The sequence below is a fragment of the Oceanisphaera submarina genome, assembly GCF_046521305.1.
Classification (GTDB): domain Bacteria; phylum Pseudomonadota; class Gammaproteobacteria; order Enterobacterales; family Aeromonadaceae; genus Oceanimonas; species Oceanimonas submarina.
Genome location: NZ_JBKGFN010000007.1, coordinates 139,918 through 154,316 on the forward strand (window position 1 = coordinate 139,918; position 14,399 = coordinate 154,316).

The 14,399-nt window shown below is 58.4% G+C and carries 12 protein-coding genes; 6 read left to right on the forward strand and 6 right to left on the reverse strand.

Annotated features, from left to right (window positions below; all coding sequences use genetic code 11):
* The first annotated feature begins 119 nt into the window (after positions 1 to 119).
* The gene (locus ACLEIV_RS08995; protein WP_410456315.1) at positions 120 to 1,010 is read left to right on the forward strand and encodes a LysR family transcriptional regulator; all 891 of its coding nucleotides are present in this window, start codon (positions 120 to 122) and stop codon (positions 1,008 to 1,010) included.
* 250 nt (positions 1,011 to 1,260) lie between these two features.
* Here ACLEIV_RS08995 and folE read toward each other — a convergent pair whose 3' ends face one another.
* Complete coding sequence (gene folE / locus ACLEIV_RS09000) at positions 1,261 to 1,917, reverse strand: GTP cyclohydrolase I FolE (protein WP_410456316.1); 657 nt, start codon at positions 1,915 to 1,917, stop codon at positions 1,261 to 1,263.
* A gap of 169 nt (positions 1,918 to 2,086) precedes the next feature.
* Between folE and moeA the strand changes: the two genes are divergently transcribed.
* Both moeA and ACLEIV_RS09010 read left to right on the forward strand, forming a co-directional pair.
* Positions 2,087 to 3,328 carry a molybdopterin molybdotransferase MoeA gene (moeA, locus tag ACLEIV_RS09005; protein WP_410456317.1) on the forward strand — a complete coding sequence of 414 codons (1,242 nt, stop codon included), beginning with the start codon at positions 2,087 to 2,089 and terminating at the stop codon, positions 3,326 to 3,328.
* Positions 3,328 to 4,083 carry a molybdopterin-synthase adenylyltransferase MoeB gene (locus ACLEIV_RS09010; protein WP_410456318.1) on the forward strand — a complete coding sequence of 252 codons (756 nt, stop codon included), beginning with the start codon at positions 3,328 to 3,330 and terminating at the stop codon, positions 4,081 to 4,083. Before moeA ends, ACLEIV_RS09010 begins: the two co-directional genes overlap by 1 nt.
* A gap of 308 nt (positions 4,084 to 4,391) precedes the next feature.
* On the opposite strand, the gene queE is transcribed toward ACLEIV_RS09010, so the two are convergent.
* From queE to ppsA, 4 genes are all read right to left on the reverse strand, one after another.
* Positions 4,392 to 5,111, reverse strand: coding sequence for a 7-carboxy-7-deazaguanine synthase QueE (gene queE, locus ACLEIV_RS09015; RefSeq protein ID WP_410456319.1), 720 nt, complete (start codon positions 5,109 to 5,111; stop codon positions 4,392 to 4,394).
* Positions 5,108 to 5,464, reverse strand: coding sequence for a 6-pyruvoyl trahydropterin synthase family protein (locus tag ACLEIV_RS09020; protein ID WP_410456320.1), 357 nt, complete (start codon positions 5,462 to 5,464; stop codon positions 5,108 to 5,110). The genes queE and ACLEIV_RS09020 overlap by 4 nt, the downstream gene beginning before the upstream one ends.
* Positions 5,452 to 6,159, reverse strand: a complete 708-nt coding sequence (gene queC / locus ACLEIV_RS09025; protein ID WP_410456321.1) for a 7-cyano-7-deazaguanine synthase QueC — start codon at positions 6,157 to 6,159, stop codon at positions 5,452 to 5,454. Before queC ends, ACLEIV_RS09020 begins: the two co-directional genes overlap by 13 nt.
* A gap of 185 nt (positions 6,160 to 6,344) precedes the next feature.
* Positions 6,345 to 8,723 carry a phosphoenolpyruvate synthase gene (ppsA, locus tag ACLEIV_RS09030; RefSeq protein ID WP_410456322.1) on the reverse strand — a complete coding sequence of 793 codons (2,379 nt, stop codon included), beginning with the start codon at positions 8,721 to 8,723 and terminating at the stop codon, positions 6,345 to 6,347.
* Positions 8,724 to 8,908: 185 nt separating this feature from the next.
* On the opposite strand from ppsA, the gene ppsR reads away from it, so the two are divergent.
* Complete coding sequence (gene ppsR / locus ACLEIV_RS09035) at positions 8,909 to 9,721, forward strand: posphoenolpyruvate synthetase regulatory kinase/phosphorylase PpsR (RefSeq protein ID WP_410456323.1); 813 nt, start codon at positions 8,909 to 8,911, stop codon at positions 9,719 to 9,721.
* A 357-nt stretch (positions 9,722 to 10,078) separates the two neighbouring features.
* The gene (locus ACLEIV_RS09040; RefSeq protein WP_410456324.1) at positions 10,079 to 11,491 is read left to right on the forward strand and encodes a uracil-xanthine permease family protein; all 1,413 of its coding nucleotides are present in this window, start codon (positions 10,079 to 10,081) and stop codon (positions 11,489 to 11,491) included.
* A 211-nt stretch (positions 11,492 to 11,702) separates the two neighbouring features.
* On the opposite strand, the gene ovoA is transcribed toward ACLEIV_RS09040, so the two are convergent.
* Entirely contained in the window at positions 11,703 to 13,817 is a 2,115-nt protein-coding gene (gene ovoA, locus ACLEIV_RS09045; protein WP_410456325.1) for a 5-histidylcysteine sulfoxide synthase, read from the reverse strand.
* A gap of 198 nt (positions 13,818 to 14,015) precedes the next feature.
* On the opposite strand from ovoA, the gene ppnP reads away from it, so the two are divergent.
* Positions 14,016 to 14,330: a pyrimidine/purine nucleoside phosphorylase gene (gene ppnP, locus ACLEIV_RS09050; protein ID WP_410456326.1), complete on the forward strand. Its 315-nt coding sequence runs from the start codon at positions 14,016 to 14,018 to the stop codon at positions 14,328 to 14,330.
* The last annotated feature ends 69 nt before the right edge of the window (positions 14,331 to 14,399 follow it).

Sequence of the window (14,399 nt, forward strand, 5' to 3'; positions counted from 1 at the left end):
GTAGGATGCCTTGCAAACGAGAACAATTATAACTGCACTAAAATATTATCAACTTTTGGTTAATAATAGCGACCGCTAGTCCCACTCAAAACAACACACATCACAGAGGAGCATATGCCGTGGATCAATTATCCGCCATCCGGACATTTTGCAAGGTGGTAGAACTGCAGAGCTTTACCAAAACCGCGCAACAGCTGGAGTTGTCGGTAGCCATGGTGTCGAAACAGGTGGGTCAGCTGGAGCAACACCTTAATGCCCGTCTGTTGATGCGTACCACCCGCCGGGTCAGCGTCACCGAAGCCGGCCAGCTCTATTATGAACGCTGCCATGCCATTATGGCCGAGCTGGAGCAGGCCGACGCCATGATCTCGGATCACAGTCGCCGGCCCAGTGGTCCTATTCGCATCTCTGTGCCCATGGACTTCGGCACTCTCAAGGTCGCGCCGCTACTGGCGGAGTTTCACCATCGCTACCCGGACATCCACCTTATTCTGGAATACAGCGACCGTCTGGTGGCGCTGGTAGAAGAAAATTTCGATCTGGCGCTGCGCATCGGCGCCCTGCCCGACTCGTCGCTGATTGCCCGGCCCCTGGCGAAAATGTCTCTGATCACCTGCGCCGCCCCCGATTATCTGGCCCGGTACGGCACCCCCTCGCATCCTTCGCAGCTCGCCGACCATAATTGCCTGCTCTATACCCTGAGCGAACCACAATGGAGCTATCAACAGCAGGGGCATCACTATCAGGTTCGGCCCAAAGGCGCGATGCGCACCAATACCGGCCGGGCACTGGCACTGGCCGCCAGTCAGGGCATGGGCGTCATCATGCAGCCCCGTTTTATCGTAGAGGATTATCTTGAAAAGGGCGCCTTAGTGCCGTTGCTGGAAGACTTTGAACTACCGAAGATCAATCTGAATCTGTTGTACCCACACCGGCATTTTCTGCCCAGCCGGGTAAAGTGCTTCGTGGACTACATGGAACGCTGTTTCAAACATTCACCCGACCATTGAGGCGGGGTGGATGTCTGTTCTCGTTGCTCATCATCCCCTGGAGCAGGGACAAGATACCGTTAAGCAGACCTTCTGCGCCAGAGAAGGCGCAGTAGAGCCCCCATGGGGCAAGCTTGCCGGCCGTGACGAGCGGTTTCAGTCTGACCGAACATCCAGTGAATGTTCGCAGCAGGCCGACACAGCAAGTGTCATCTCGTACGGCATGTCTGCGCTCTGTATCTGGCCTGTGGGCTACTATCCGGACTGATAGTTAACGAACCACGCCGCCGAGAAACTCCTGACGGGTTTCGGGCCGGCTCTTGAAAATACCGCCGAGCGAAGTGGTCGTCGTGCTGCTGGTGGCATCCATCACGCCTCGGGCCTTCACACAGTAGTGAGTTGCGGTAATGCTGACCGCGACGTCATCCGACTCCAGCAGCACCTGCAACGCCACCAGCACCTGCTGGGTCAGTCGTTCCTGCACCTGAGGCCGACGGGCAAAAAACTGCACAATACGGTTGATCTTCGACAGCCCAATCACCTTGCTGCGCGGAATATAGGCCACGGTGGCCGTACCGTCGATGGTGACGAAGTGATGTTCGCAGGTGCTGGTCAGGGTAATGTCCCGCACCTGCACCATTTCATCCACCTTCATCTTGTTGTCAATCAAGGTGATTTTGGGGAAATAACTGTAATCCAGCCCGGAGAAAATTTCGCGTACATACATCTTGGCGATGCGCTGCGGGGTTTCGGCCAGGCTGTCATCTTCAAGGTCCAGGCCCAGTACGTCCATCATCTCGGTCATCAAGCCGGCAATGCGGGACTGTTTTTCATCCAGGGTCAGATTATTGCCCTTCATCGGGGTTTCCAGTCCTTTCGCCTCAAGGGCGGAACGAACTAGAATAGCGGCATCGCTCAAAGCGGTCATGGCAAGCTCCGTTGAATAATTAAAAAGCGGTAAAAAACTGCAGGAATGGTAGTGCATTTACGGCCCGGTGTGAATGATGGATTCATCTCCTAACCTTCAGAGAAAGATGACAAAAAACATTTTAAACTGGAATAATAAACTCAACCGTCTCTACAACAGGTAACCTAACATGGCCACTCATGATTGCGACAGCCAACCCGGGCTGCGTCCTTACCTCGATGCCAGACACGAGATGCTTGCTCATCTTGAGGCAATAACCGGCAGCGACACCCTTGCTCTGGAACACTCGCTGAACCGGATACTGGCCGACGATATTCATTCCCCCATCGATGTGCCCTCTTTCGCCAACTCGGCGATGGACGGTTACGCCCTGCGCGCCGCCGATGTAACGGATGATGTCGGCCTCACCCTGATCGGCACCAGCCTGGCCGGTCATCCGTTCAATGATCGGGTCGGCCCCGGCGAATGCGTACGCATCATGACCGGCGCCGCCCTGCCACTCGGCGCCGACACCATAGTGATGCAGGAAAACTGCCGCTCGGAGCACAACGTCATCTATCCCCAGGGCCCGGTCACCGAGGGCCGGCATATTCGACTGCCCGCCGAGGATCTGGCTCAGGGCGAGCGGGTCTTTGCCGCAGGCACCCGCATCAATGCCAGGGTACTGTCGGTACTGTCATCGCTGGGGCTGGAGCAGATATATGTCCGTCGCCCGCTGACGGTGGCGCTGATCTCTACCGGTGACGAGCTGAAAAACCCGGGCGAGCTGCTCGCTCCCGGCGACATTTACGACTCCAACCGCATCGGCATCGGCGCCATGCTCGAGCGACTCGGTATCAGGGTCATCGACTACGGTATTATCAAGGACGATCCTATGCTTATCCGTCAGGCCTTTCTCAAGGCAGCCACCGAAGCCGATGCCCTGATCACCTCCGGCGGCGTCTCGGTGGGTGATGCAGACTACACCAAACAGGTGCTGGAAGAGGTGGGCCGCATCGGCTTCTGGAAACTCGCCGTCAAACCCGGCAAACCCTTCGCCTTCGGTCACATCGGAGACTGCCCCTTCTTCGGCCTGCCCGGCAACCCGGTATCGGCCGCCGTCACCTTTCACCTGATGGTGCGCCCGGCACTGGCAACACTGGCCGGTGAGACGCTCAAACCCACACCACTACTGCAGGCAAGGGCGCTGATGCCGTTCAAGAAAAGCCCCGGCCGCATGGACTTTCAGCGTGGCATGGTCGGCACCCAGGCCGACGGCAGCCTGGGCGTCGTGACCGCCGGTGCCCAGAGTTCGGCGGTCTACAGCGCCATGGCCGAGGCCAATTGCCTGCTGCATCTGGAGCAGGACAGAGGCAACGTGGCCGAAGGGGAAATGGTCACACTGGAACTAATAGACGGGTTGTACTGGTAATGCAGGAACTCAGCGACCAGGAATGGCTGCGCTACAATCGCCAGATTGTGCTGCGCCAGTTTGATATCGAGGGGCAGGAAGCCTTAAAAAACGCCGCCGTGCTGATCATCGGCGCCGGCGGCCTGGGTTGCGCCACCGCCCAGTATCTGGCGGTGGCCGGGGTAGGCCACATCACCCTGGTGGATCACGACCGGGTCGAGCTGTCCAACCTGCAACGCCAGGTGCTGCATCAGGACGGCGATATCGGCCGACTCAAGGTGGACTCCGCCGCCGACAGCCTGCGCGCTGCCAATCCCTACATAAAGGTGGTCACCCATGCCTGCGATGCCGACGAGGCGTTACTTGCCAGGCTTGTCCCCCAACATCAGCTGGTACTCGATGGCACCGACAATCTGGAGACCCGACAGCGAGTCAATCGACTGTGCTTTGCCGCCAAAGTACCATTGGTATCGGCGGCGGTGATCCGCATGGAAGGCCAGCTCAGCGTCTTTACCTATGGCGACGACGAACCCTGTTACGGCTGTTTGAGCCGACTGATGGGTGCCGGCACTCTGAGTTGCGTGGAGGCAGGCGTGCTGGCGCCCATGGTCGGCGTGATGGGATCACTGCAGGCGCTGGAGGCCGTCAAGCTGCTGGCCAACATGGGCCGGTCGCCCAGAGGCAAGCTGCTGCTGCTGGACGGTCTCAATCTCAACACCCGGGAGCTGACCCTGCCCAAGGCACCCGACTGCCCAATCTGCGGAACCGGTTCGTAGCAGTCAGGTAGCCAGGAGTAAAGGGCCCGCTTCGCCGACACGCCGTAACCCCATCCATGGGGCTCCGCCGCGCCATCCATGGCGCGGAGGGTCGGCGGAGCAGATCCCTTTATCCTCCCTTCAGCTCCGGCATCTCCTGTCGGCACTGTCTGCAGGAAACTCGGTGTTTCAGAAGAGGCAACAGAGACAGCCTCCCACGACCGTGAAATGCCATGGATGGCATTTCCGAGCCCCCATGGATGGGTCCATAGCGTGTAGAGGGAGGTGGCTGTGTGGCCTCTTGGCACTACAGATCCAGACAGGTGATCCTACACCCCGCGTTCGTTATTCCAGATCAGTACGTGCAGTTGAGGCAGCACCCGGGCGTTGAACCAGCGGTCGGCGGTGACCTTGTCCACCAGCCAGCGCAGGCGGGCGTTGAGCGACTCGGTGTCGGTTTCCAGCTCCGGCTGCTCGGGCGTGGCCGGAGATGGATTGCAGGGCTGCAGGGTCAGCGGCAGCTGCGGATAATCGGCGGCCAGGCCCCTCGCCCACTGATAATCGGCCTCGTCGGCGATCACCAGCTTGAGGCTGACGTGAGTCTGATCACCGGCGCCAGCCAGGCTGGCCTCGAACCGGCTGCGGTTGAAGGCCATGCTGGACGACGGCGGCTTGGGACTGAGGGTGAGATGATCGAGCTGCGCAAACCAGTCCTGCGCCTTGCTGCCCTGGGTTTCCATGGCGAAGGTGTAGCCCTGGGCATGGCCCAGCTCGATCAGCCCGGTCAGCGGTTGCAGCGCCGGGTTGCCGCCGGACAGCGTTACCAGCAGCGGCTGGCCACCACTCAGGCGGCTCACCTCGGCCATGATGGCGTCGGCACTCATAGGCGTCCAGTCGGCCTTGAAGCGGGGTTCCACCGCATAGAGGGTGTCGCACCAGCTGCAACGAAAGTCACAGCCGCCGGTGCGCACAAAGACGGTCGGCACGCCGATAAGCGCCCCTTCCCCCTGAATGGTCGGCCCGAAGATTTCGCTGATGGCGATGCTCATGGCCGGTACTCCGCCCAGGTCTTGGGCGTTTCCGACACCGCAACCGCGCTCACCTCGGGCCAGCGGGCTCGGGCCCAGTCGAACAGATGACGGGCCAGCCGTTCGGCGGTGGTGCATTCGTCGCCCAGCACCTCGTTGAGGTGGCGGTGATCCAGCCGCTCGTCGATGTAGTCCTTGAACACCTTCAGCTCCAGATAATCACGCACGAAGCCGTACTGATCCAGGGTGTCGCTCTGCAGCTCGATCACCACCACGTAGTTGTGACCGTGCAGCCGGGCGCAGGGGTGCCAGTCCGGCATCTGCAACAGCTGGTGAGAAGCGGAAAAGTGAAACTCTTTCTTTATGATGTACATTTTTTCACCCTCGCCACGGCCTCAAGCCAATATTCCTTGTCCTGATAGGCAGTGGGATCCACCACCCCGGCCAGGGTCATGGCTTCGATGCGCTCCACGCAGGTGCCACAGCGGCCACAGTGCACATCACCGCCCTCGTAGCAGGACCAGGTGTCGGACACCGGCACCGCCAAGCGCGCCGCGTTACGGGCGATCTCGGTCTTGTCGCTATCCACATAGGGGGCAAACAGCGCCACCTCGGCCACACCGTCCAGCGCCCGGGCCTGCATCTCGCCGAACAGGCGGATAAAGCCGGGCCGGCAGTCGGGATAGATGAAATGGTCACCGCCGTGTACCGCCAACGCCACCGTGTCGAGGCCACGGGCAGCGGCCACACCGAAGGCGATGGTCAGCATGATGGCGTTGCGGTTGGGCACCACCGTCAGCTTCATGTTCTCTTCGCTGTAGTGGCCGTGGGGCACATCGATGTCGTCGGTCAGGGCCGAGCCGGACAACTGACGGCCGATGTGGCCGATGTCCATTACCAGATGAGGTACCCCGAGCCGCTCGGCACAGAGGCGGGCGGCGTCGATTTCTTTCTTGTGGCGCTGACCATAATCGAAAGTCAGCAGGGCGCCGAGGGATTGCTCCGCCGCCAGCCGATAGGCCAGGGTCACGGAGTCGAATCCACCGGAGCAGATAAGTAATGCTTTCATATATTGTGTCCTTGTTTTGTCCGGGTAGGCTGCGACCGGGAGTAAAAGCGGGGTGCATTTTAACGCCGTGGGCGAGAAGCGCAAGACTGGGGAATGGGGACATGATACACAAACTACCTAATCCCCCTCATAAACAAAAAGGGCGCCGAAGCGCCCTTTGTCGTTTGACATTTAACCTAAGCCACTTACTTCTCGCCGAACTGCTCGGCCAGATACAGCCAGGTGTCGATCACGGTGTCCGGGTTGAGAGAGACAGAGTCGATGCCCTGATCCACCAGCCAGGCGGCGAAATCGGCGTGATCCGACGGACCCTGCCCGCAGATACCCACGTACTTGCCGGCCTTGCGCGCGGCCTGAATGGCCATGGACAGCAACGCCTTCACCGCCTCGTCCCGCTCGTCGAAGGAGCCGGCCACCAGACCCGAGTCCCGATCCAGCCCCAGGGTCAGCTGGGTCATGTCGTTGGAGCCGATGGAGAAGCCGTCGAAGTAGGCGAGGAACTTGTCTGCCAACAGGGCGTTGGAGGGCAGTTCGCACATCATGATGACCTTGAGGCCCGCTTCGCCACGCTTGAGGCCGTTTTCCGCCAGAATGTCAATCACGGAGGCGGCTTCGGTCAGGGTACGCACGAAGGGGATCATGATCTCGACGTTGGTCAGGCCCATGTCGTTGCGCACCCGCTTCATCGCCTCGCACTCCATGGCGAAACAGTCGCGGAAGTCCTCGGAGATATAGCGGGAAGCACCACGGAAACCCAGCATGGGATTTTCTTCGTCCGGCTCGTAGGCATCACCGCCCAGCAGGTTGGCGTATTCGTTCGACTTGAAGTCGGACATCCGCACGATAACCCGCTCCGGCCAGAAGGCACAGGCCAGGGTAGAGATCCCTTCGGCCAGCTTGGCCACGAAGAACTCACGCGGACTCTCGTAGCCGGCGATGACTTCGTCAATCTTCAGCTTGAGCTCGGGGCTCTGGGTGTCGTAATTCAGCAACGCCTTGGGGTGCACGCCAATCATGCGGTTGATGATGAATTCCAGCCGTGCCAGACCCACGCCGGCGTTGGGCAACTGGGCGAAATCGAAGGCCCGATCCGGGTTGCCGACGTTCATCATCACCTTCACCGGCGAGACCGGCATGGAGCCGACTTCAGAGGTGTTGATGTTGAACTCGAGCTGCCCCTGATAGATAAAGCCGGTATCTCCCTCGGCGCAGGACACGGTCACTTCCTGACCATCCTTGATGCGTGTGGTGGCATCACCACAACCGACCACGGCAGGAATACCCAGTTCGCGAGCGATAATGGCCGCGTGGCAGGTACGGCCACCGCGATTGGTGACGATGGCGGCGGCCCGCTTCATGATCGGCTCCCAGTCCGGATCGGTCATGTCGGTGACCAGCACGTCGCCGGCCTTGATCTCGTCCATCTGATCGATAGATGAAATCACCTTGGCCACACCGGCACCTATCTTGTGACCGATGGCCCGGCCCTCGGCAATGACTTCACCCTGTTCGCTGAGCGCGAAGCGCTCCAGCACATTGGCGTCCTGACGGCTGCGCACGGTTTCGGGGCGCGCCTGTACTATGTACAGCTGGCCGTCGATACCGTCCTTGGCCCACTCGATGTCCATCGGGCGGCCGTAGTGTTTTTCGATGATCACCGCCTGCTTGGCCAGCTCCATCACTTCGTCGTTGGTCAGCGAGAAGTTGCGCCGCTCTTCCCTGCTGGTTTCCTTTATATCCACCTGCTTGCCAAGCTCAACGCCTTCGGCGTAGATCATCTTCTGCAGTTTGGAACCCAGGGTCTTGCGCACCACCGCCGGACGACCGGACTTGAGGGTTGGCTTGTGTACATAGAACTCATCCGGGTTGACCGCGCCCTGCACCACCATTTCGCCCAGACCGTTGGACGAGGTGATGAACACCACCTGATCGAAGCCGGACTCGGTGTCCAGGGTAAACATGACGCCGGAAGAGGCGATGTCGGAGCGTACCATGCGCTGAATACCGGCAGACAGCGCCACACCACGATGATCGTAGCCCTGGTGTACCCGGTAAGAAATGGCTCTGTCGTTAAACAGGGAGGCAAACACGTGCTTGATGGCCACCATGACCGAGTCCAGGCCACGCACATTGAGAAAGGTTTCCTGCTGGCCGGCAAAAGAGGCATCCGGCATGTCTTCCGCGGTGGCGGAAGAGCGCACCGCAAAGGAGGCCTGGTCACCTGCCTGGCCGGTCAGCTCGGCATAGGCGCCGGCAATGGCGCTTTCCAGCTCGGGCTGGAAAGGCGTATCAATCACCCACTGGCGAATGGTACGGCCGGCATCACCCAACGCCTGGATGTTGTCCACATCCAGGGTATCCAGCAAGTCATGAATTTTTGCGTTAAGTCCGCTCTGCTCCAGAAACTCGTTAAAGGCGAAGGCGGTGGTGGCGAAACCGCCGGGAACCGAGACACCGGCTCCGGCCAGTTGGCTGATCATCTCGCCCAGAGAGGCATTTTTGCCGCCTACCCGGTCTACATCATGCATTCCGAGTTTTTCGTACCAAATCACATATTCCTTCACTGCACGTCTCCAACAAAGATGTTCTTGGGGGTTGCGTATCTCGCTCTGCATCATGTGCCTTTTGCAGGGCCCTGATTATTTTATGGTGCGGGTGGGCCTTGGCACCGAATGATTCTACAATGGCGCCGAAAAGCGGGTAAACGTTTAACCTGCGCCAATACCTAAAAGTGAGATCTGGAGGCCCCATGCACACGGTTTTTTATGTTTCTGATGGGACGGCGATCACAGCCGAAGTGTTTGGCCATGCGGTGCTGAGCCAGTTCCCCCTGCCTTTTGAGCATTTTACCATCCCCTTTCTGGAGGATGAAGACAAGGCCCGTGCGGTAAAAGCCAAAATAAACGACAGTTACCATCAAAGCGGCAAACTGCCTCTGGTATTTCATACCATCGTCGACATCTCCCTGCGCAACATCATCACCAGCAGCGATGCCATGTGTTACGACTTCCTTAACACCTTTGTTGCGCCCATAGAGCAGCAACTCGGTGTCAAGGCCGATCCCCGCGCTCACCGCACCCACAGCATGGACAACAAGCAACATTACGACTCACGTATCGATGCGGTAAACTACGCCCTCGACAATGACGACGGTGTCACCACCAAGGAGTATGACGAGGCCGATATCATCCTCGTCGGTGTGTCACGCTGTGGCAAGACCCCCACCTGCCTGTATCTGGCTCTGCAGTTCGGCATCCGGGTTGCCAATTACCCCTTTATCGATCAGGACATGAGCCGGATGACACTGCCCCCCGCACTCAAGGCCAACCGCCACAAGCTGTTCGGGCTGACCATCGACGCCAACCGACTGCAGGAAATCCGCCAGCGCCGCCGGGCCGACAGCCGCTATTCCGCCGCCGAACAGTGCCGTTACGAGCTGAGCCAAGTAGAGCGAATGTTCCGTATGGAGGCGATTCCCTTTATCGATACCACCTACCACTCGGTAGAGGAAATCTCGGTCAAGATCCTGGAACGCACCGGGATCCGGCGGCGCATTTATTGATTGAACACAATAAAAACATCATGGAAATGCGATCACTCCTCAATGATTGCGCACAAAAACAAACAAAATGTTGATTTGATGTTTACAAAAATGTATACATTACACCTAGAGTTTAACTCAGCACGGCGTAGAACATAACTTCGGTTATGAATGTGAATATCCGGTTGTACTCTGATTGTCTGTGATGCCTTCTTTCGTTGGCAACACATAATCATGTGCGCAATCCGGGTTCAACAGGGCAACCGGCGGCGTCATGTCGATACCGGTGATGCAACCTGCTACCGCAGACAAAAAACAAAAAAAAAAGCGTGAGTAAGGCAGCTAAACCTACTTGAGAAACACTCAGGACTTATTGCAATGAAACACAATCAAAGCAAGTCAGTATTCGATTATTATGGCAAGCCCTCTTTCAGCAAAGCGCTGCCGCTTTCGTTCCAGCATTTACTGGCGATGATCATGGGCGCGGTCACCCCGCCGCTCATCGTGGCCGGCGTCGCCGGCGCCACTGCCCAGGAAACCATGCTGTTGGTGCAGCTGGCATTATTTTTCTCGGGTGTCTCCACCCTGCTGCAACTCTATCCCATTGGCCGTGTCGGTGCGGGCATGCCGACCATTTTCGGCGTGGGCTTCGCCTATGTACCCAGTCTGATTGCCATCGGCAGCGTCTACGGTATCCCCGGCATCCTGGGTGCCCAGATTGCCGGCGGTATTGCCATGATCATCGTCGGTATCTTCATCAAGCAGATCCGTCACCTGTTTCCGCCCGTGGTGGCCGGAACCGTGGTACTGGTCATCGGTTTATCTCTGTATGACATTGCCATCAAGTACATGGCCGGCAGTGGCAACACCGCCGCCGAAGGCTTCGGCGGTGGCCAGAACTGGCTGGTGGGTCTGACTACGCTGGCTGTGGTACTGTGCTGTTCACAATTTGCCAAAGGTTATTTCCGCCTGGCTGCCATTATCGTCGGCATTTTGGTGGGCTACGCCATGTCGTTTTTCTTTGACATGGTCGACTTTACCCGTCTGATCGAAGCGCCCTGGGTGATGATCCCCACTCCTTTTGCGCTCGGTATCGAATTCCACACCTCTGCCGTGATCTCCATGGTGGTAATTTGTATCGTCAACTCGGTACAAACCATCGGTGACCTCTCGGCCACCGCCATCGGTGGCATGGGCCGAGAAATGAAAGACAGCGAGTTGTCCGGTGGCCTGCTGGGCAACGGTCTCTGTACGCTTATTGGCTCCTGCTTCGGTAGTCTGCCTACCGCCTCGTTCAGCCAGAACGTGGGCATAGTGGCCATGACCAAGGTGATCAGTCGTTATGTACTGGGTCTTGCCGCCGTCTTCCTGATTCTGGCCGGCCTGCTGCCCAAGTTCGGTGCCGCCATGACCACCATCCCCTACCCGGTACTGGGTGGTGCCACCATCATAGTGTTCGGCATGATCACCATGACCGGCATCCAGTTGCTGGTAAAAGACGAGCTGTCTTCCCGCAACATCACCATCGCCGCCCTGGCTGTGGCACTGGCCATGGGTATCAACACAGTGCCCGAAGCCATTGCCCAGCTGCCGGATACCGCCCGCATGCTGATTGGCTCGCCGGTTATCGTGGCTGCTACCGTCGCCTTTGTGCTGAACATGATTCTGCCCAAAAAATCGCTGCAGGATGAAGCCCGTGAACGCGAGCAGATAGAGCAGGAAATGAACGGTGGCGAAAAATGTGATGCCGACTTTCAGAACAAAAACATGAAGATGGAAGCCAGCAATTGAAAGGGTAAGCCAGATGGCAAGGATGAGAATCCATAGTACCCGGGTGTAACTCCCAGAAAAGCCGGTCGCAAGACCGGCTTTTTTTGTGGCCTTATCGGGCGCGGCAAAGGCGTGAGGCGCCCGTTCTGTTGTTCTCGAGCAGGGTAAAAACGAAGATGTCGGGAGCCGCCGGAAAATGCAACGGCTTTTCCGTGATGACAGACCGGTCAGCTTACTTCAGCCTCCACACCGTCATGTCGGCCAGGGTGTGCTGAAACTTGCGCCGGGTCTCGCGGATCACGAAGGGGATATCCTGTTGCCCCACCAGCTCGAAGCGATCAATCAGCGCCACTTTCAGGCCATCCTGGGTCGTGACATTCTCGCCGTTGACCTTGATGCCGCCCAGCCATTTGGTTTTTGGGGTGTACTCTTCAAGCCAGGTGTACGGCGAGGTCAGCACCAGATAGCCGCCGGCATTCAGCCGTTCGTGCACCTGGGCCAGAAACAAAGCCGGATCATAGAGCCGGTCGATAAGGTTGCCACAGAAGATCAGATCGTAACCGGCGAAGCATGGCTTGAGGTTGCAGGCATCGCCCTGCACAAAAGCAATCTTGTCGGCCAGCCCGGCGTAACCCAGTTCGTCGAGGCTGGCTTGCTTGAATTCCACCAACTCCCCTTCGGCAGGAATGGCGAAGCGGGTCTGGCCGCTTTCCTTGAGCTGAAAGCCGTGCTGAATGAAACGGGCGGAAAAGTCGATGCCGTCCACCCGATCGAAATGGCGGGCCAGCTCGAAACTGGCACGCCCCACCGAACAGCCCAGATCCAGGGCCTTGCCCCGATACAGGCTTGGCGTCTGCGTCAGCAGCGCCTGTACGCAGGCCACAGGATAATTGGGCACATCGAAATAGCTGTCGCCATAGTGAAACTCCAGGTACTGCGCCACCAGAGCATCGGTTTCATAGGTATTTACAGGTTCCACTGGTACCTCTTCGCAGTCGGATTCAAGATATCGAAAGCCCGCATGCTGAAAGAAATGGCGACGAAACGCATAGCGGGAATAACGGCTCGCCTCGTTGCCGGTCGACATCCAGGAGCCACCCTTGAACAGGTTATGGCGACCGTCGAAGGTCGGGGTAGAAAAGTCGTCATAGAGCGGGTGCACCTCGAAGCCGGGAAAGCCGTCTATCGGCGTTTCGGTCCACTGCCAGACGTTGCCTGTTACATCGAAGAGTCCCTGCTGTTCGAAACGGTTCACCGGGCAGGACGAGGCATAATGCTCCAGATTGATGTTGCCGGGTGCCAGTTCCCAATCGGGCTGATCGGCATCGAGTCGGTTGCGCAGCAGGCTCCATTCGGCCTCGGTCGGCAGCCGCACATAAGTGCCGCTCTGCTCCGCCTTCCAGTTGCAAAAGGCCTTGGCCTCCAGGTAATTCACCTCTACCGGCCAGTCCAGCGGCAACGACCTCTCCTGCAGCAGGTTGCGCTGAACATACTCGCCGTTGCGCTTATGCCAGAAGCGCGGCATCCCGGCCCCGGTGTAGCTCAGCCAGGCTTGTCCTTCTTCGGTCCAGTAACGGGGCTCGCGGTACCCCCCCGCCGCTACAAAGGACAGATATTCGCCGTTGGATACCAGATATTTCGCCACCTTGAACGGCGGTACCGACACGGTCTTATGGCCGTATTCATTGTCCCAGCCGTAAGTCGCCGCCGACGCCGGTTTGCCGAGGGTCAGGGTGTCGCCGTCCACCGGCAGCAAGATGTTTTCCGGCGCCGGGCCCGACTCGTTGCAGGCCGTCCACAGCGGCTGCGCATCCAGATACTGCAGCGGCAGCATGCGCATGATCACCGACGAGGTCTCGAGGTGGATACGCTCGTGCTCTATGCCCATCAGCACTATCCAGGCCGGTGCATCCCGGGTAATGGGCAGGGTCAGCGGCATGTCGGTGATCAGCCGGTCGACCACATCACGAACCCGGGCGCGGTAGGCGCGGGTATCGGCAACCGTTGGCCAGTCGTAGTGAGCACTGTTCAAATCATCCCAGGACATTTCATCGACGCCGATGGCAAACATCGACTCCAGTCGCTCGTCCAGCCGGGCATCCTGATACTTTCCCAGCAGCAGCTTGTTGATGAAGAACACGGCGGTATGACCAAAGTAGAAGATCAACGGATGACGCAGCGGTTCCGGACGCAGATAATACGCCTCGTCGCTATTAATGCAGTCAAACAGGCGCTCATAAAGGGTGAAGGTCCTATGAAAGTAGCGCCGAATCTCTTCCCGTTTCTGCCCGACCGAGGTACCGGTCAGCAAGGGGGTTCTGGTCACCGCCTCTGCTAATGTTTCCATGGCATATTCCCTGATTGATAACTGTTTTTATTGTTGTGGGTAACACTGTACCTCGTTGCCACCTGATCGACCAGACAGCCCAGCCCTGTCTTTCCATCAGGCAAAAACGAATGCAAACACCAATAAAAAAACCGGTTTCAAGCCCCCGGCCTTGTGCTATAAACGTGACCCCGTTTTTTCATTGTTACAGGAAGTATCATGACTCAATTCGACAACGTCACCGTCATCAAGAAAGCCAATGTCTACGACGGCGGCAAGGTCACCAGCCGGGTGGTCAAATTCGCCGATGGCAGCCGCAAGACCCTGGGCATCATGCTGCCGGGCGAGTACACCTTCGACACCGCCGCCGCCGAACTGATGGAAATTCTCGACGGCGAGCTGGAAGTACAGCTGCCGGGCAGCGACAACTGGCAGACCATCAAGGGCGGTGAGTCCTTCAACGTACCCGCCAACGCCATCTTCAAACTCAAAATCCACAGCCTGGTGGATTACTGCTGCTCTTACTTCGAGTAAGATGCCGGCCAGGCACCCTGCCCGCTCGGGCAGGGTGCCTGTGCCTCGTCAGCCACACCCCGCCCACGC